Source organism: Microbacterium sp. MPKO10, from assembly GCF_026107415.2.
Classification (GTDB): domain Bacteria; phylum Actinomycetota; class Actinomycetes; order Actinomycetales; family Microbacteriaceae; genus Paramicrobacterium.
On the sequence record NZ_JAPCHX010000010.1, the window covers coordinates 1 to 17,306 of the forward strand.

Here is a 17,306-nt window from a genome sequence, read left to right on the forward strand (position 1 = left end):
CATGGTCGCCGGGGACACCAGCAGCGTTACCGATGTCGTTTGTGAAACAAATGCGGTGCAACGGCAACACCCACAAAGTCACGATCGATGCCCACGGGGATGTGTTGAACCTGGGAGACGCGGAACGGTTTTTCACTGCGAAGCAGCGCCTTGCTCTGGTTGCGCGGGATGGGACCACGTGTGCGGCAGCGGACTGCGACATCCCCGCCTGGCTGTGTGAAGCACACCACATCCAGGGGTGGGACAACGGTGGCCCCACCAACCTCGACAACGGAGTCCTGCTCTGCTGGTTCCACCACCGGTTAGTCGAACACGGCGAATGGGCGATCACCCGCAACAACGACGGCCACCCGAAACTCGTGCCACCAGGCTGGTATGTGAACCGGAAGTATCTCGGCAAACGACACCGACCAGAGAATCATCCAGACGACGACAGCGGCGACGGTCCTGGCGCGACTCCACGCGGCGACGGCGACGACGGTCCCGAAGACGGTAACCGACCGAGCGAAGGTGGCAACTCCGGAGGCGGTGACCGTCCAGGCGATGGCGGCCGTCCCGGAGGCGGTACCGGTTCCGGACAGAGAGGCAGTCCCGGAGGCAGCGGCAGCTCCGGAAACGGCGCCGGTTCCGAAAAGAGAGGCATTCACGGGGACCGAGGCGGTCCCAGAGGACACCCACCCGACTACGGGCGAGATACCGGGCCGCGCACCTAACGTACGCGGCGGCCCCGACACACGTAACGCACAAGCAGAACAGCTTGAAGCGCTACTCAGGCTGTGCCGACACCGCGAGAACCGCTGCCGGGCAATAGCAGTGGTGGTATTCGAGGGACAGATTGTCAGTTTCAGCTGGGTCGTCAGTCTGTGAGATACGGCGCCGGGGCCCTGAACGCGACATCCCCGACACACTGGATGCCCAGGCACAACCACGTAAAGCACTTGAGGCACTGCCAAGAGTGCCCGGGGCCTAGAGATGAATCGTCTGATCGGCCCCAACCTGTATAGGGCGTGCTCAGGTGCCGGTGAATGTTCCGGATTGACCAGCTCGAGACGTGTGCCCACGACTCACGACAAGAGCGCGAGGGTGACTGACTTTCGCCTGGCGTTCGCAAGCGACATCAGTCTCAAAACGTAACCGCACGTCATGTTTCACACGGAGCGTGACGAGAGGGGAAACCCCACGTAGCTTCTGTTGATATTTCCGCGACAGGAGGACCTCATGCCCGCAGCATCCGACCGCCTCGAGACCGCTCTCGAGCGACTTCGTCCCGTCTTCGACGCGATCGCTGTCGACGCCTACTCGCGCGAGCAAGATCATCTGCTCCCGCGCGACCACGTCAGGCAGCTGGTGGATGCCGGTTTCGGAAGCCTGCGAGTGCCCGCCGAGCGAGGCGGCTCCGGTCTCAGCATCCCCGAACTCGCTCGCGTTCTCACGGAACTCGCCGCCGCCGACTCGAACCTGCCGCAGATCTTCCGCGGCCACATCGCCTTCGTCGAAGACCAGCTCACCTCACCCGACTCGCCCGAGCGCGACACGTGGCTCGACCGCTTCGTCGCCGGCGAGATCGTCGGCAACGCGTGGAGTGAGGTGGGATCCGGGACGGTCGGCACATCGCAGACCACGGTGGCGCACACCGACGACGGCTACGTCGTGAACGGCAGCAAGTACTACACGACAGGCAGCATCTACGCGGACTGGACGGATGTCACCGCCACCGACTCCGCGACGGGCGAATCGGTCACCGCCTTGGTGCGGATCGATCAGACCGGCGTCACCGTGCGCGACGACTGGAACGGATTCGGTCAACAGCTCACCGGCACCGGCACGATCATCTTCGAGAACGCTCGCGTCGAGCCGAGCGAGGTGCGCCTGTTCGAGTCGCGCTTCCGCTACCAGACGGCCCTGTACCAGCTGGTGCTGCTCACGGTGCTCGCCGGTGTAGCGTCATCGATCGAGACGGATGCTGCCACGCAGATCACCGCGCGAAAGAGAACGTATTCCCACGCCAACGCCGACCTCGTACGCCACGATGCGCAGATTCTCGGCGTCGCGGGTGAACTCTCGGCCATCGCATTCACCGCTGACGCGACGGTGCAGCACGTCGCCGAGGTCGTGCAGCGAGCGTTCGAAACCGCAGCGACGCGCGACTCGGCCGACGACCGTGCTGCCAACGTCGCCGCCGAGATCGCGTCAGCGCAGGGGCAGATCGTGTTGTCGAAGCTCGTTCCGGAGGCCGCGACGAAGGTGTTCGACACCCTTGGAGCATCCGGAATCAGCCGTGATGTCGGGCTTGACCGGCACTGGCGCAACGCCCGCACCGTCGTGAGCCACAACCCGTGGATCTACAAGGCACGCATCGTGGGCGACTGGTCGGTCAACGGCACAGAGCCGCCGTATGTGTGGAACATCGGCGTGGCCGCTGCCAAGTCGTCGGCGCCGGAGGCATCCTCGACGCCCGTTTAGAGGCGTCTGCCACGCAGCATCCGCACCTTCGGGCGCGTCCGTTAAGCGGCATCCGAATCACGTACGAAAGGGAACCACCATGACCGATGTCTCCGTCGAATCACCAGCGCACCCGGAGCGGGCGCAAGCCTCGCGTTCACCCTGGCAAGGGGCCGCAGATCGTGCCGAGCGCGAGCACTGGACTGACGTCGCCACCGAGGTCGCACAGACGCTGGCGCGCGATGTCGTTCAGCGAGACCGCGAAAACACGCCGCCTCATGCGCAGATCGATCTGCTGCGCGACAGCGGGCTCACCGAGCTGCTGATTCCCACGAGCCTCGGCGGCCGCGGCGGGCACTGGGAGACCGCCTTCGAGGCAACGCGGATCATCGCCCGCGTCGACGCATCCACTGCCCATCTACTCGGCTACCACTACCTCAACCAGGCGTGCATTGCCTTCTACGGGCACGACGTCGAACGGCAGAACCGCTGGTTCCGGCGCAGCATCGACGAGCGCCTCACCTGGTCGGACGCGTTCAACCCCGTCGACCCCGACCTCAGCCTCGAATTCGACGGCACCGATTACCGTCTGAACGGGTTCAAGAAGTTCGCGACAGGATCCTCCGTCACCGACATCGTGATCACTGGCGCTCCGGCATCCGGCGGCCCCTACGACGGCAACCTCGTGATCATCGGAGTGGACAGCCGGCGCGAGGGCGTTCACCATCTCGATGACTGGGACAACATCGGCTACCGCACGTCGGACAGTGGATCGGTACGCTTCGACAGCGTCCGAGTGACGGATGCTGACGTGGTCGGCGTCGACAAGGGCGATCCGTTCTCCACCGTCGTGACCCCTGGCGTGCAACTGCTGTTCGGCAACATTTACCTCGGCATCGCCCAGGGCGCGCTGGCGCAGGGGCGAGAGGTCACGCTCGCTCGTCGCGGCGCCTGGTTCCTCAGCACGGCCGAGCGGTATTCAGACGATCCACTTACGCAGCGGACCTATGGCGACCTCGTCTCGCACACCGCGGCCGTCGAGGCGCTCGCAGACTCGCTCAACCGTCGTTACGACGAGGTTGTCGAGCGCGGCGACGCCGTGACGGCAGCAGACCGAGCCGACCTTGAAGTGGCGATCGCCCGGCTCAAGGTCGTGGCGAACGACGTGGGCCTCGATGTCGCCTCGCGCATTTACGACGTCACGGGAGCAAACTCAACCCGTTCGGGGCTTGGTCTTGACCTGCACTGGCGCAACATTCGCACCCACAGTCTCCACGACCCGGTCGACTACAAGCGCGTCGAGGTCGGCGCGCACTACCTCCTGGGCACGGTGCAGCCCATTTCCCTGTACACCTGATCTCGAAGGACACATCGTGTCGACAACACTCACCAACACATCACGCGAAACGGATGCCGCGGGCGCGCCGAAACTTCGCGGATCCCTCGGCGTCGCCAGCATCGTCTTCATCGTTGTGGCGGCGGCCTCGCCCCTCGGCGTCATCGGCGGACCGGTGCCGCTCGGTATCGCCAACGGCAACGGGACCGGATTCCCCTTCACCTACCTGGTCGTCACGGGAGTGCTCCTGCTGTTCGCCGTCGGGTTCACAACGGCCACCCCGCTTGTCACCGCGGCTGGAGCGTTCTTCGCCTACGTGGCCAAGGGGCTCGGGCGGTCGGCCGGCCTCGGCGCGGCGTTCGCGGCGCTGCTGTCGTACCTCGCGCTGGAAGCCGGCGTCTTCGGTCTCTTCGGCCCCGGAGTCGGGGAACTGCTGCAGAGCTACGGCCTGCCGGAACTTCCCTGGTGGATCTACGCGGCGGTTGGTTTCGCCGTCGTGTCTGCGCTCGGCTACTTCAACATCAACCTGTCAGGCAAGGTTCTGGGCGTGCTGCTCGTCGCTGAGGTCGCGATCGTCGTGGTTCTCGATGCCGTCGTCGTCGCGCAGGGCGGCGGACCGGAGGGGTTCTCCACGGGAATCGTCACGCCAGCCGAGATCGTCTCTGGCGCGCCCGGATTCGCCATCCTCTTCGCGATTCTGAGCTTCGTCGGGTTCGAGGCAACCGCGGTCTTCCGCGACGAGGCGCGTGAACCCGAGCGGACGATCCCGAAGGCAACGTACATCGCCCTGGTGCTGATCGGCGTGTTCTATGCCTTCTCAAGCTGGGTTCTCATCACAGCCAACGGAGACAGTGTCGTTGTGGAACGCGCTGCCGAAAACTCGGGAACGATCCTCACGACAACGACAGAGGCATACCTCGGAGCCCTAGGCGGGCACATCATCCAGGTTCTCTTCGTGACCAGCCTCTTCGCCTGCATCCTGTCGTTCCACAACATCGCGTCGCGTTACTTCTTCGCTCTCGCGTCCAAGGGCGTCCTCGCGCGCGGCCTCGGAAGCGTGCACCCGCGTCATGGGTCGCCCTCACGAGCATCCGCGGCGACATCGATCACCGTCGCCGTGCTCGTTGCGCTCGCCGCCGTTCTCGGCCTGGATCCGATCGACCAGTTCTACACCTGGCTCGGTGGCATCTCGTCTGTCGGCGTCGTTCTGCTGCTCGTTCTGACGAGCGTCGCCGTGTTGGTGCTGCTGCGCACGGAGCGGGCGCGCGTCGGCCTGTGGAGAGCGTCCGTCGCCCCGGCGCTCGGGCTGACGGGACTTGTCGCGTTCTTCATCGTGATCCTGTTCAACCTCCCCGTGCTCGTCGGCGAGAGCTCGTACGGCCCGTTCTCATGGGGGATCCTCGTGCTCTTCGCGCTCGCCTTTGCCGCAGGCCCGGTCGTGGCGCGGGTGCGCGCACCGAGAGACCTCGACTGATGGCGGATGCTGTCGCGCGACCAGCTGAGTGCGCGACAGCATCCGCGTCACCCCGCTCGTACGACGGGACGTTGCCCATCGTTCACCGTCGCGTCACGCTGCGCCTCTACGTTCGCTGAGTGGCACCGGAACAGGTGCCAGGCCGCGGCCGCCCCCGGCCGACACGTGGAGGAAGAATGACAGCACCGCTCACAGCGGGTCTGCGTCCGCGAGCATCCCACCGCTCGAGACGCACCATCGCCACTGCCAGTGCCACGGCACTGCTGGCAACCATGTTTTCTGCGTCGGCCGGCGTCGCGTTCGCCGCCGAACTGCCAGACACCTACATCGACACGGATTCGACCGTGTGGAGCTACTCCGACAATGACACCGATCCCGCCGCCAGCTCCGACGACCGCCTCGCGTGGACGACAGCGGACTTCGACGACTCGGAGTGGAAGACCGCGACGGGCAGCTTCGGCGCCAAGAACGGCGAAGCCGAGGGCATCGGCGACGACTTCCCGATCACGACACTGCTGAACCAATACGTCGACGGCGAGGCCGCACCGAACGTGCGCACCTTTCACTTCCGCACCGACGTCACGGTCACCGCGGACGAGCTCTCGGAGCTCACCGGCCTGAACGGCACAGTCACGTACGACGACGCCGTGCAGATCTTCGTCAACGGTACGAAGGTCGCCGGATTCGTCGACGACAAAGTGGATGCTGCGCCCGAGGCCGAGCGCAACCTGATGTACGCGGGTGAGAGCAACGGTTCCCCGATCACGTCGACGTTCACGATCCCGACCGAGGCGCTTCAGCCCGGGGAGAACACCGTGGCGGTCGCGCTCTACCAGGACCGCGACACCAGCTCTGACATCTACTTCGACCTGAGTTCACTTGAACCCGCCGTCACGCCCGAGCACGCGAGCTTCGACAATCTCGTCATGACCATCGGCGGCGACGAGAGCGCGCGCAACCTCACCTGGTACACGGACGTCGACGAGGCGCAGTACGTGCAATACGCTGTGGCACCAGCATCCGGAACCGACTTCCCCGCCGACAGCGCGACGACCGTCGAGGCAAGTGGCGGTGAGACCACGAGCGGCGAGCAGAACCGCCGCGCCACGATCGACGGCCTGAGCGAGAACACCACGTACGCATACCGGGTGGGAAGCGACGCGCTGGGCTGGTCTGAGGCGCAGACGTTCAGCACCGCTGACTTCTCGGGTGACTACAACTTCCTCTTCTTCGGCGATCCGCAGATTGGTGCCTCGGGAAATGTGGCATCGGATGAAGAGGGCTGGCAGGACACCCTCGACGTCGCGCTTCAGCAGTTCCCGCAGAGCGAGATGCTGTTCTCGGCGGGCGACCAGGTCAACACCGCCTCGAGCGAGACGGAGTATGACGCGTTCCTGTCTCCGACACAGATGCAGCAGATTCCGGTCGTGCCGGTGAACGGCAACCACGACGTCGGCTCCAAGGCCTACGAGCAGCACTACACCACGCCGAACCTTGACCCCGAGGCTGGCGCAGCGCTGAGCGACTCGTCGTCGGGCGGCGACTACTGGTTCATGTTCAAGGACGTGCTCTACCTGGTGATCAACTCGAACAACCCTGACATCGACGCGCACGAGCAGTTCTTGCGCGACGTCGTCGCCGAGCATGGCGACGAGGCGAAATGGTCGGTGCTGGCGTTCCACCACTCGATTTACTCTGTGGCCGCTCACGTCAATGACTCGAACATCATCTCGATGCGCAACGAGCTGCCCACGCTCATCAGCGACATCGGCATCGACCTGGTGCTGCAGGGTCACGACCACAGTTACACGCGCAGCTACCTCATCAACAACGGTGAGCTCGCGAACCCAGACGAGACGGCCGCGTCGAACGAGGTCGTTGCGGGTGAGGGCGACGTGCTCTACGTCACGGCGAACTCTGCGAGCGGCTCGAAGTATTACGACGTGACCGCTCCCGACGCCTGGTACGCCTCGGTGATCAACCAGGAGAAGGTGCGCAACTACACCAACATCGAGGTGACGGACGACGCCATCACGATCACGACGTACCGCAGCGAGCAGACCGGTGCGCGGGCCGCGGTGAACAGCGTTGTCGATGAGGTGACGCTCACGCGTGAAGACACCGAAGCTCCGCAGCTGACGGTGCCCGAGTCGGGCGAGGTCGAGCAGGCTGCAGACTTTGACCCGATGGCCGGCGTCAGCGCCGTCGATGATCGAGACGGTGACCTCACGGATGCTGTCACGGTGACCGGAAGCGTCGACACGTCGACGCTTGGCAACTACGCGCTCGAGTACAGCGTGTCGGATGCCGCGGGAAACACGCAGACCGCAACGCGCGAGGTGACTGTCGTCGCCGCGGGCACCGGAACCGGGCCGGGGGAGAACCCCGACGATGGTACGGAAGATGGTTCTGATGACGGTACGGCTCCGGGCGGTTCCGACGGTTCGGGTTCCGGCGGTTCGGATGCCGCGAGCGGCGAACTTCCGTACACGGGTTCGGAGGCCCTTCTCGCGCTGATCGTCGCCTCCTTGCTCGTGATGCTCGGTGCCGGGCTTGCTGTTTCAGCGGCTGTGCGTCGTCGCCGACTGAGCGCGTAACCCGAGAACGCGTCACGTGTACGCCGTGCGGCAGGTGTAGGCTTCGTGCCGGTGCCTGCCGCACTCGTGTTCGTGCCGTCGCTCGTCGATCTGTCTACTGCCGCTCGTATCGCTGAAGTCCTCAGCGATCCGGCCGCCGAAACTGTCAGCGACTCTGCCGCTGAAACCCTCAGCCTCCGAAGACCCGAGTTGAGAACTCATCTCTGAAGTCCAAGCCTCTTGAATTCAGAATCGCGAAGACCGGACCTGCGAAGACCAGACCCGTGAAAGGGCACATGTTCAGATCTCACCTCCGACTCACCGGAGTCGGCCTCGTTCTCGTCGCAGCCGTCGCGCTCACGGCGTGTTCCGTCGAGGGCGCCGCCGCGGGCGGTGAAACGTCATCTCGCGCGCCGGGAGAGGCAACTCCTCAGGCGGCAGAACCCCAGCCGAGTGCGTCGCCGTCGCCGGGCAGCGTGCTGTCGGTGCCGACGCAGCTACCCCCGATTGAGGCGGGGGTCGAGATCGTGTTCGTTGTCGCCGAGGGAACGGATGACGCGATACCGGATGCTGTGGAGAAAGCCGCAGCGAGTGTCGACGCGTCCGTCGACGTCGTCGTGTCGGAGCCGTCTGGCGTCGTCACCGATCTGGCGGCCGCGGCCGAACGTTCTGACGTTGTCCTTGTGTCTGGGGCCGACCTCCTGGTCAGTCTGGATGCTGTGTCGTCACAGACCCTCGATGTGCAGTTCCTCGTTCTCGGTGCGCAGCTGCCCGAACCGACGGGCAACGTCACCGCTGTGGTGTGGCCCGGGGCTGATGCGCGGAACGCTGGCTCGCCAGCATCCGATGATCTCGTCGAGCGCGTGCCGACTGCGCTCAAGGCCGGGCTGGCTCTCATCGGTGACGGCGGTGCCGGCATGGTCTACGAGCTTCCCTGAGGCAGCGGGCAGCGGGCAGCGGGCAGCGGTCAGCGGTCGGCAGGAATCTCTCGACCAATATTGACGGTTTCGGCCTGGGCGACTCTACTTCGGCGAACAATTTCCGTAAACGATCTTCGCAACTTCATCGCGGCCGGGGACATCGTCAGAGGGGAGTTTTCTCAAGGTTGATGCCCGGGCACACGTGGTGCCGGCAGGATAAGTCCACTGGCTGCCCAGTCATTCAGCCGATCAGAGCGAGGCGTTTACACGAGGGCATGAACACAGTCTAAATTTGCCCGGACTCATCTGCCGGGCTGAAACCTGGCAAGTGCGCCCAAATGATTGACGTCTGCCTCGGCTGCTCTTCGTACCGACATGATCGAAGCCTATCTATAAGCACGGCTCCGCAGTTCGGATACTGACCGAGCCGGCGCCCGCCAGAAACGACCGATGCCGGGCGCACTAAGAGATGTCGAGGACCGCACGTAGTTCTGCGAACGCACTGGGGACGAGTGTGTAGTGTGCCCATTTGCCACGTTGCTCGCGTGTCACGAGACCGGCGTCGACCAGTTTCTTCATGTGATGGCTCACGGTGGGTTGACTGATCCCGAGGTCGTCCGTGAGGTTGCACACACACACGGTGCCGCAGCCCTGTGCTGCGATGTGGGAAAGCAGACGGAGTCGAACCGGATCAGCGAGAGCCTTCAGGACGACCGCCACACGTTGTGCACGTGCTGGACTGAGTGGGCCCTGGACGAGAGAGCAGCACTCACCAGCCTGCGTCGTGGGAATGCACTCTGCGACGTCGGGCGCGTGCTGCGAAGCAGTAAGTGTCATGACCTCATCATACATTGACACATGTCAATATGATCCCCTAACGTTACATCGACAGTTATCGATGCGAGAGGGTTTCCGCGTTATGAGCACGACCACCGCTGCTGCCGATTCCTCGACTCAGCCTGTGCTGAGGGAGCTCTCTTTCCTCGATCGTTGGTTGCCGTTGTGGATTGTGCTGGCGATGGCTTTCGGCCTATTGCTCGGGCGCTTCGTGCCGGGGCTCGACACGGTACTCAGCGCGGTGACGATCGGGGACATTTCGCTGCCGATCGCGATCGGTTTGCTGGTGATGATGTACCCGGTGCTGGCGAAAGTTCGTTATGACGAAACACGGCGCATCGCTGCCGATCGCCGCCTCATGGGTCTCTCGCTGTTGTTGAACTGGATCGTCGGTCCCGCACTGATGTTCACTCTCGCGTGGTTGTTCTTATCCGACCTTCCGGAATACCGGACAGGGCTGATCATCGTCGGGCTCGCGCGCTGCATCGCCATGGTGCTGATCTGGAACGACCTCGCTTGTGGCGACCGGGAAGCAGCGGTCGTACTCGTGACCATCAACTCGATCTTCCAGGTAGTTGCGTTCGGTGCGTTGGGCTGGTTCTACCTCCAAGTTCTTCCCGGCTGGCTCGGTCTGCCGACCACCAGCGCTGAGTTTTCCGTTGGTGCGATCGTGTTGAGCGTGCTTGTGTTCCTCGGAATCCCGCTTGTGGCCGGATTTCTCACGCGAGTGCTCGGTGAGAAGACCAAAGGCCGCGAGTGGTACGAACAGAGCTTCCTGCCCAAGCTCGGCCCCTGGGCGCTTTACGGCCTGCTATTCACGATCGTGCTGCTGTTTGCGCTCCAAGGTGACGCGATCACATCCAATCCTTTTGACGTCGCGCGTATCGCCCTGCCGCTGCTGATTTATTTCGTTCTCATGTTTGGCATCGGGCTGCTTGTCTCCCGGTCGGTCGGCCTGAACTATGCAAAATCCAGCACTGTGGCGTTCACAGCCGCCGGGAACAACTTCGAGCTCGCGATCGCCGTTGCGATCGGAACATTCGGCGTGACCTCCGGCCAAGCGCTTGCGGGCGTCGTCGGCCCGCTGATCGAAGTGCCCGTGCTCGTCGGCCTGGTCTACGTCGCGCTCTGGGCCTCCCGGAAGCTCTTTCCGAACGACGCCACAGTCCCTCATCACGGATCCTCGAAAAGCTCACCGTCCACTCGCTCCTAGAACGGAAACTCCCGATGACAAGCAACTCTCCGGACGAAAGCTCTGGCAAGCCCAGTGTCCTGTTCGTGTGCGTGCACAATGCTGGTCGCTCTCAGATGGCAGCCGCCTACCTTTCGCATTTTGCTGGGGACCGCATTGAGGTTCGCTCGGCCGGCTCCGAGCCTACGGAGGCGGTCAACCCTGTCGCTATTGAAGCGATGGCCGAAGAAGGCATCGATATGAGCGCCAAGACGCCAACGGTGCTCACCACTGAGGCGGTCAAAGAATCCGACGTTGTGATCACCATGGGATGCGGTGACGCGTGTCCGATCTTCCCCGGCAAACGGTACGAAGACTGGAAGCTTGATGACCCCGCCAGCCAGGGAATCGATGTCGTCCGGTCCATCCGGGACGATATTCGCTCACGCATCACGACACTGATCACCGAGCTGCTTCCGGCAGACAGCACATCAAAGTAACGGAGAACACGCATGTCTCACACCACACTGCCCGTTGTCGTTATCGGAGCTGGCCCAGTCGGCTTGGCGGCCGCCTCTCACCTCTTGGAGCGAGGGCAGACTCCAATGATCGTGGAATCTGGCCCGAGGGTTGGCTCGGCAATTCGCGATTGGGGGCACACACGCCTGTTCTCTGCTTGGCGCTACAACATGGACGCGGCCGCACGGCGATTGCTCGAACCCACAGGCTGGACCGCCCCCGACCTTGACGCGCTGCCCACCGGGAACGACATCGTCACCGAGTATCTTGAGCCCTTAGCCGCCACAGATGCTCTCACGGGCTGCATCCGCACGAACAGTCGCGTCATAGCCGTCAGCCGCGTCGGCATGGACAAAACCCGCACAAGAGGCCGTGAGCAGACACCGTTGCTTGTGCGCGTGGAGCGTGACGGCCATCTCGAGGAGATCCACGCAAGAGCCGTTATCGATGCGTCCGGAACATGGGCCCAGCCCAATCCACTCGGCCAAGCCGGTTTGCCCGCCGTTGGGGAGGTGGAAGCGATCAGCCAAGGACTCATTACCGCGCCGCTGCCGGATGTGAACGGTGCCGACCGCAACAGGTTCGCTGGCCGTCACGTTCTCGTTGTTGGCGCCGGCCACTCAGCTGCAAACACGCTCCTCGCCCTTGGTGAACTTGCCGAACACGAGCCAGAGACGCGAATCAGCTGGGCCGTACGCAGCCGCGACGTCTCGCGGGTCTATGGCGGCGAAGAACGTGACGAACTCGCCGCTCGTGGAGATCTTGGCAGCCGCTTGCGCGGCCTGGTCGAAACCGGGCGCATCGGCGTGCACACCTCGTTCACCATCACAGGGTTCACTCCCGGGAAAAGCTTGGCCGTTCAGGCAGACACTCCCCAAGGGTCGGAGATCCTCAACGTCGATGTGCTGATACCTGCCACCGGCTTCCGCCCCGATCTGGACATGCTCAAAGAGCTGCGCCTGGAGCTAGAACCCGCCGTAGAAGCACCCCGCCAACTCGGCCCCATTATCGACCCGGAATTCCACAGCTGCGGCACCGTACCCCCACACGGCGAAAGGGTACTCGCGCACCCGGAACCCAACTTCTACATCGTCGGCATGAAAAGCTACGGCCGCGCGCCCACGTTCCTCCTGGCGACCGGATACGAACAAGTCCGCTCCATCGCTGCTGCCCTCGCCGGCGACCGTGAGGCTGCCGACAATGTCCAGCTCGAACTACCCGAAACTGGCGTCTGTACTACCGACCTTGGCGGATCATGCGATGCATCAGCGAGCACTGAAGCATCCTGCTGCAGCACAGGTCCTCAACTGATCACCCTCGGAGCCGCCACGGGTAGATAAAGAGCCAGCAAAGAAGCACGCTGAACACAGAGGCCCTGTGCTGCGAGCCTGAACCCAGAACGATCGATTCTGTCCCACGAAATTCCAGAGCGGCTCAGCGATTTGTGCACTATTGTTTAGCGCACTAAGTAAAGTGAGGATGTCGACATGGCGACACGCTTCTGGCGGTTCTACGAGTTGATGAACCGTGGCATTCGGACGTTCACTGGGCCCGCACAAGTCGGTGCCGGATACGTCGAAGGGCCAGACGTTCGCCCAACTGACCCACCCTGTCCTCTGTGCACCAAGCTGATGTCGCTGCATGCCATCACGCGCAGCGATGACCAGCACCGCGCGACGAGAATGACGTGCCCACAATGAACGTAGACACCACGAGTCCGGATGCTGTGGCGAGCGGTGCCGCTCCGGCAAGCGGTGTGGCGGCAGCATCCGCCGATACTGACCCCCTCGCCCTCGAAAGCCAGCTCTGCTTCGCACTGGCGGTGGCATCGCGAACAGTAATCGACGCTTACCGGTCGGAACTCGAGCCCCTGAACCTCACTCACCCGCAATATCTGCTGATGCTTGCGCTGTGGGAGCACGGCACGCTCTCACTCTCAGGCCTTGGCGAGCTGCTGATGCTTGAGGCCGCGACCCTGTCTCCCATGGCGAAGAGGCTTGAGCGCGTGGGGTATGTGCGCCGCACGCGAAACCCCGACGATGAGCGTCAGCTCGCGATCGAGCTGACGGAGGAGGGGCGGACTCTTCGTGAGCGGGCGAAGCAGGTTCCTCTCGCGATGATGCAGAAGTTCCAGATGACGCCAGACGACATTGCCAGGCTCCGCGATGCCGTCAGCGGTGTGACTGCGGCGGCCGCAGCGCATTAGCCGTCGCGAGCGTGATCACGCCACGCCGCAGCTGAGCAACCGTCGCTGACAAGAGCGGTCGCTGCTATACAGGTCATCGGGGTGATTCGGTGAAGCCGAGATTCGGGATCGTCTGCGTGCACGGGATCGGGCGGCAGGCACGCGGGCAGACAGCGCGTGAAGTGGCGACGTCCGTGCGTCGTGGGGCGGAAGAGCTCGGCGGCTCGGCCGTGGATGCTGAACCGGCAGCTGACGCTCTGCCCGGCACGCTCACTCTCGACGTCGACCTGCCGAACTATGCCCCGTTCGAGGTGGTGCTGCACGACGGTCGCTGGGACCATCTCGTGGAGCCGCCGCCGTGGCGGACCGTTCTGCTGTGGATGCTGCGGGTCGCACCGTTCGCCATCTGGCTCACAATGGCTGGCTGGGTGAGCGACATTCTCGATGTGCAAGAGCGACAAGGTCGCAAGGATTCGGTGGTGCAGATGCTTCCTGCGGGCACCGTCATGCTCCTTCCTCTCGTCGCCCCACTTCTCGTTGTTGTGGGGATCGTCATCACACCGGCCGTTCTGCTGAATAGGCGCTTCGCGACTGCGACCCGCACTGTGGTCTCCGCGTGGATCGGCGATGCCTGGATGTACCGGTCGGATCGGCTCGACGAGTCCGCCATTGCTGCAGTTCGTGACCTCGTCGAACACGCGCAGCAGAGTTCTCACGCCGTCGTGGTGCTCGGCCACTCGCAGGGCGCCGAGATCGGACGCCGTGTCGCGATTACAACAGACGTCGATGCGTGTGTCTGGGTTGGATCAGGCGAGTTTCCGCTCGGAGTGTTCAGGATGCTGAGCAGAAGCCCCGGCATGGTCGTTGCGCTGTGGGGCGTGCTGCTGACCTTCCCCATCGTCTTCGCGATCGTCGCCTCGGCGCTCTGGAATGGGCTCGTCGGCATCATCTCAGCCGTGTGGGATGCCTTCGACGGGCTCTGGCCGCCGCGTGTGCTCACTCTGGGCGAACTGAGTGACCGCGTGAGCGCCGTGAGCGACGGGTTCTTCGACTTTGCGTGGAGCGGGGTCGGAGAGATGATCTTCGCTCTCGCGTTCATCGGTGTCGCCTTCTGGGTCATCATGCGGCTGAGAAGGGCCCCGGGCGATCAGCTGAAACGGCCGTCGTGTGAGGTGTTCGTCGTCAAATCTCTGCTGGATCCGGTCTGTCTCGGGCCGCGCGACGTTACCGAGTTCGTTCGCTTTGTTCCTGTAGGTCGGCCCTCGGCGTGGTGGCGCGAGCACATCGCGTACTTCGGGAAGCCCGAGACCGGCGTCGCGGTGCTCGAGTCGATCGTCGGTTCCCGACCGATTCGGCGCGTCCCGTACGTGCCGCGGTTGGGTGTTGGGATCCACGTGCTCGGGGCGTTCGCCATGGGAATGACGGCGTACCTGCTCTGGGCACTTGGCACGTGGATGCTGGGAATGCTGCCGTTCTGACGACGACCTGAATCGGCGGTGATCGCCGAGGTGTTCTGCTCTGGTCGCGACCGGCTACAGAGCAGGCCAGACGCCCGAACTTCCTCGCCTGTGGCTGTCAACCAGATGCGTATCGATGATGCCGATGGCTTCCATCAGGGCGAACATGGTTGTCGGCCCGACGAACCGGAAGCCGCGTTTGCGCAACGCCTTCGAGAGTGCCTCCGATTCGGGACTCGTCGTCGGCACGTCGGCGAAGGTACGCGGCGCGGGAGTCTGCGCCGGCCGGAACGACCACACGAAATCCACAAGACCGCCATCGCCCCGCAGATCGATCGTCGCCCGGGCATTGCCGATGGTGGCGAGGATCTTCGCCCGATTGCGCACGATGCCGGCGTCAGCGAGCAGGCGGTCGACGTCCGCGTCTGTGTATGCGGCGACAGCATCCGGATCGAACCCCGCGAACGCCTCACGGAAGGCCGGACGCTTGCGCAGAATCGTGGCCCACGAGAGCCCCGACTGGAACGCCTCGAGGCTGATGCGCTCGAAGAGCCCGCGCTCGTCGCGCACCGGCATGCCCCATTCGGTGTCGTAGTACTCACGCATGAGCTCATCTGCGGCCGCCCACGCGGGGCGACAAAGCCCGTCGTCGCCGCGAACAACCCCGTCTGTCGTCTCGATTGCCATGCTGCGATGCTAACGGCGCGCGCTGACAGCGTGCGTGCGCTCGAACTCGAGAAGCAGCTCCTTCGCCTCGGCTCCACCCGCGTAGCCGCCGGTCGACCCGTCACTGCGCAGCACGCGATGGCACGGAACGACGATCGGGAGCGGGTTCACCGCGCACGCTGTTCCGACGGCCCTGACAGCGCGCGGGCTTCCGACTTCGCGCGCAACATCGGCGTACGACTCCGTCGAGCCGTAGGCGATGTCAGGCAGATGCTCGTGCACCCGGAGGCGAAAGCCGTGCGAGAGCGCACGATCGAGAGGGACATCGAAGTGCGCGCGCGTGCCCGCGAAATACTCGTCGAGCTCTTCTCGAGCGGTGTCGAGCTGGCGCGGAGACTCGAGGATCCGCGGGCTCACGCGGTCACTCAGCGTGCGGAGGACGTCGTCGAAACCCTGGTTCTCGAATGCGACACGCACGAGTCCGCGCGGCGTCGTCGCGACGAGCAGCCGGCCCACAGGCGAATCCACGGTCGCATACGCGACATCGATCAATCTTTCGGCCTCCGCCCTGGTTTCGAGGCCCGCGTGCAGGCGCGCGAGGTCCGTCGCCGTCGGCGCGCCTAGGGAGCTCAGACGCTTTTCAAGAGCTGGTGCATCAGTCATGGTGCCGCCTTTTCAGAATCAGACGCGACCGGATGCTGCCGGCGCAGCGTTGCAATGCCGTCCGACGCCGAGCGCCGGGCGGCAGCCGCTGTTCCGCCGACAATCTGCGCCACATCGGCGAAGGGCAATCCGGCCACGTAGTGGTAGGCGATGACAAGCCGCTGCTTCTCCGGGAGTGCCGCGACCTGCGGCCAGAGGTCGAGGTCACGTTCCTCCGGATTGCCCCGTGAACTCTCCGTCTCTGGGAGCTCGTCGACGGTCACCGCGCGTCGGGCTCTCGAGCGCGTCACATCGATCGCTTTGCGGTGGGCGATCGTGACGAGCCACGCTTCGAGATTCGCATCGGCCGGCAGCTCCGGGTAGGCACCCAGCGCGGCGAGAAAGGTCTCTTGCCAGGCATCATCGGCGTCGGTGTGCGGGCCCAGAACCGCGCGGCACACGCGAAGCACCGTCGCCCCGTGGTGGGCGACAACGCTTTCGAACGGTGGTTTGGCTGTCATCACTAAGCAGACGCCCGGAGCGCGTGAGATGTGAGGTGCCGGTTCGCAATTGCGGTGGCTCTGCCAGTGCGGAACCGTTCCGCCACGATCGACGCGTTGTTCTTCACGGATTCCCTTCGGCGAGACACATCGTCGTTCATTCGATTGTGTAGAACTCCAGGGCAATGTTGTCGGGGTCGCGGAACGAGAGCACGCGACCATTGATGCCGTCGACGATCGGCGACCACGTCACGCCCGCCGCCTCAAGGTGCTCGGCCCACCTCTCGATGGCGTCCGGGTCCACTCCGAAACTCAGATGGTCGAGGCCGGTACGCCGTTCTGAGAACGCCCCGGGCACAGCGAGGTCGCCGTGCGCGACGAAGGTGACGACAACAGAGCCGATGCGCAGGATCGCCTTGTCGAGACCATTGTGCTCGAGGCGCGTGACCACCTCGAAGCCGAGCAGGTCTCGATACCAAGCGATGCTCGCGTCCATGTCGGAGACGGAGAGGGTCACATGATGGATGCTGCGAATTCCCGGAGTGCTCATGCGCCGAGCTTACGCTGTGGCGGGTTCTGCG

General features: G+C 64.1%; 16 protein-coding genes. 10 read left to right on the forward strand and 6 right to left on the reverse strand.

What is annotated here, in order from left to right:
• Positions 1–302: 302 nt before the first annotated feature.
• On the reverse strand, positions 303–647 hold the full coding sequence (locus OK352_RS17405; RefSeq protein WP_265142798.1) for a hypothetical protein: 345 nt from the start codon (positions 645–647) through the stop codon (positions 303–305).
• A gap of 571 nt (positions 648–1,218) precedes the next feature.
• On the opposite strand from OK352_RS17405, the gene OK352_RS17410 reads away from it, so the two are divergent.
• From OK352_RS17410 to OK352_RS17430, 5 genes are all read left to right on the forward strand, one after another.
• Positions 1,219–2,463, forward strand: a complete 1,245-nt coding sequence (locus tag OK352_RS17410; RefSeq protein ID WP_265142799.1) for an acyl-CoA dehydrogenase family protein — start codon at positions 1,219–1,221, stop codon at positions 2,461–2,463.
• Between the two features lie 79 nt (positions 2,464–2,542).
• A complete protein-coding gene (locus OK352_RS17415) occupies positions 2,543–3,799 on the forward strand; it encodes an acyl-CoA dehydrogenase family protein (protein ID WP_265142800.1) in 1,257 nt (418 codons plus the stop codon).
• A 16-nt stretch (positions 3,800–3,815) separates the two neighbouring features.
• Complete coding sequence (locus OK352_RS17420) at positions 3,816–5,252, forward strand: APC family permease (protein ID WP_265142801.1); 1,437 nt, start codon at positions 3,816–3,818, stop codon at positions 5,250–5,252.
• Positions 5,253–5,428: 176 nt separating this feature from the next.
• Complete coding sequence (locus OK352_RS17425; protein ID WP_265142803.1) at positions 5,429–7,849, forward strand: immunoglobulin-like domain-containing protein; 2,421 nt, start codon at positions 5,429–5,431, stop codon at positions 7,847–7,849.
• A gap of 275 nt (positions 7,850–8,124) precedes the next feature.
• Complete coding sequence (locus OK352_RS17430) at positions 8,125–8,766, forward strand: hypothetical protein (protein ID WP_265142804.1); 642 nt, start codon at positions 8,125–8,127, stop codon at positions 8,764–8,766.
• Between the two features lie 444 nt (positions 8,767–9,210).
• Here OK352_RS17430 and OK352_RS17435 read toward each other — a convergent pair whose 3' ends face one another.
• Positions 9,211–9,585, reverse strand: coding sequence for an ArsR/SmtB family transcription factor (locus tag OK352_RS17435; protein ID WP_265142805.1), 375 nt, complete (start codon positions 9,583–9,585; stop codon positions 9,211–9,213).
• An 82-nt stretch (positions 9,586–9,667) separates the two neighbouring features.
• Between OK352_RS17435 and arsB the strand changes: the two genes are divergently transcribed.
• The 5 genes from arsB (at position 9,668) to OK352_RS17460 (ending at position 14,938) form a co-directional block, all read left to right on the forward strand.
• Positions 9,668–10,798 (forward strand): ACR3 family arsenite efflux transporter, encoded by a 1,131-nt coding sequence (gene arsB, locus OK352_RS17440; RefSeq protein WP_265142806.1) that lies wholly within the window; start codon positions 9,668–9,670, stop codon positions 10,796–10,798.
• Positions 10,799–10,812: 14 nt separating this feature from the next.
• A complete protein-coding gene (locus tag OK352_RS17445; RefSeq protein ID WP_265142807.1) occupies positions 10,813–11,256 on the forward strand; it encodes an arsenate reductase ArsC in 444 nt (147 codons plus the stop codon).
• A gap of 12 nt (positions 11,257–11,268) precedes the next feature.
• Positions 11,269–12,615: an NAD(P)-binding domain-containing protein gene (locus OK352_RS17450; protein WP_265142808.1), complete on the forward strand. Its 1,347-nt coding sequence runs from the start codon at positions 11,269–11,271 to the stop codon at positions 12,613–12,615.
• A gap of 356 nt (positions 12,616–12,971) precedes the next feature.
• A complete protein-coding gene (locus OK352_RS17455; protein ID WP_265142809.1) occupies positions 12,972–13,481 on the forward strand; it encodes a MarR family winged helix-turn-helix transcriptional regulator in 510 nt (169 codons plus the stop codon).
• 89 nt (positions 13,482–13,570) lie between these two features.
• The gene (locus tag OK352_RS17460; RefSeq protein WP_265142810.1) at positions 13,571–14,938 is read left to right on the forward strand and encodes a hypothetical protein; all 1,368 of its coding nucleotides are present in this window, start codon (positions 13,571–13,573) and stop codon (positions 14,936–14,938) included.
• A 54-nt stretch (positions 14,939–14,992) separates the two neighbouring features.
• On the opposite strand, the gene OK352_RS17465 is transcribed toward OK352_RS17460, so the two are convergent.
• The 4 genes from OK352_RS17465 to OK352_RS17480 all read right to left on the reverse strand — a co-directional run bounded on the left by OK352_RS17465 (position 14,993) and on the right by OK352_RS17480 (position 17,275).
• The gene (locus OK352_RS17465) at positions 14,993–15,604 is read right to left on the reverse strand and encodes a DNA-3-methyladenine glycosylase I (RefSeq protein WP_265142811.1); all 612 of its coding nucleotides are present in this window, start codon (positions 15,602–15,604) and stop codon (positions 14,993–14,995) included.
• Between the two features lie 9 nt (positions 15,605–15,613).
• Positions 15,614–16,246, reverse strand: coding sequence for a methylated-DNA--[protein]-cysteine S-methyltransferase (locus OK352_RS17470; RefSeq protein WP_265142812.1), 633 nt, complete (start codon positions 16,244–16,246; stop codon positions 15,614–15,616).
• The gene (locus OK352_RS17475) at positions 16,243–16,746 is read right to left on the reverse strand and encodes an RNA polymerase sigma factor (protein ID WP_265142813.1); all 504 of its coding nucleotides are present in this window, start codon (positions 16,744–16,746) and stop codon (positions 16,243–16,245) included. The genes OK352_RS17470 and OK352_RS17475 overlap by 4 nt, the downstream gene beginning before the upstream one ends.
• A 136-nt stretch (positions 16,747–16,882) precedes the next feature.
• Positions 16,883–17,275: a VOC family protein gene (locus tag OK352_RS17480; protein ID WP_265142814.1), complete on the reverse strand. Its 393-nt coding sequence runs from the start codon at positions 17,273–17,275 to the stop codon at positions 16,883–16,885.
• Positions 17,276–17,306: the final 31 nt, after the last annotated feature.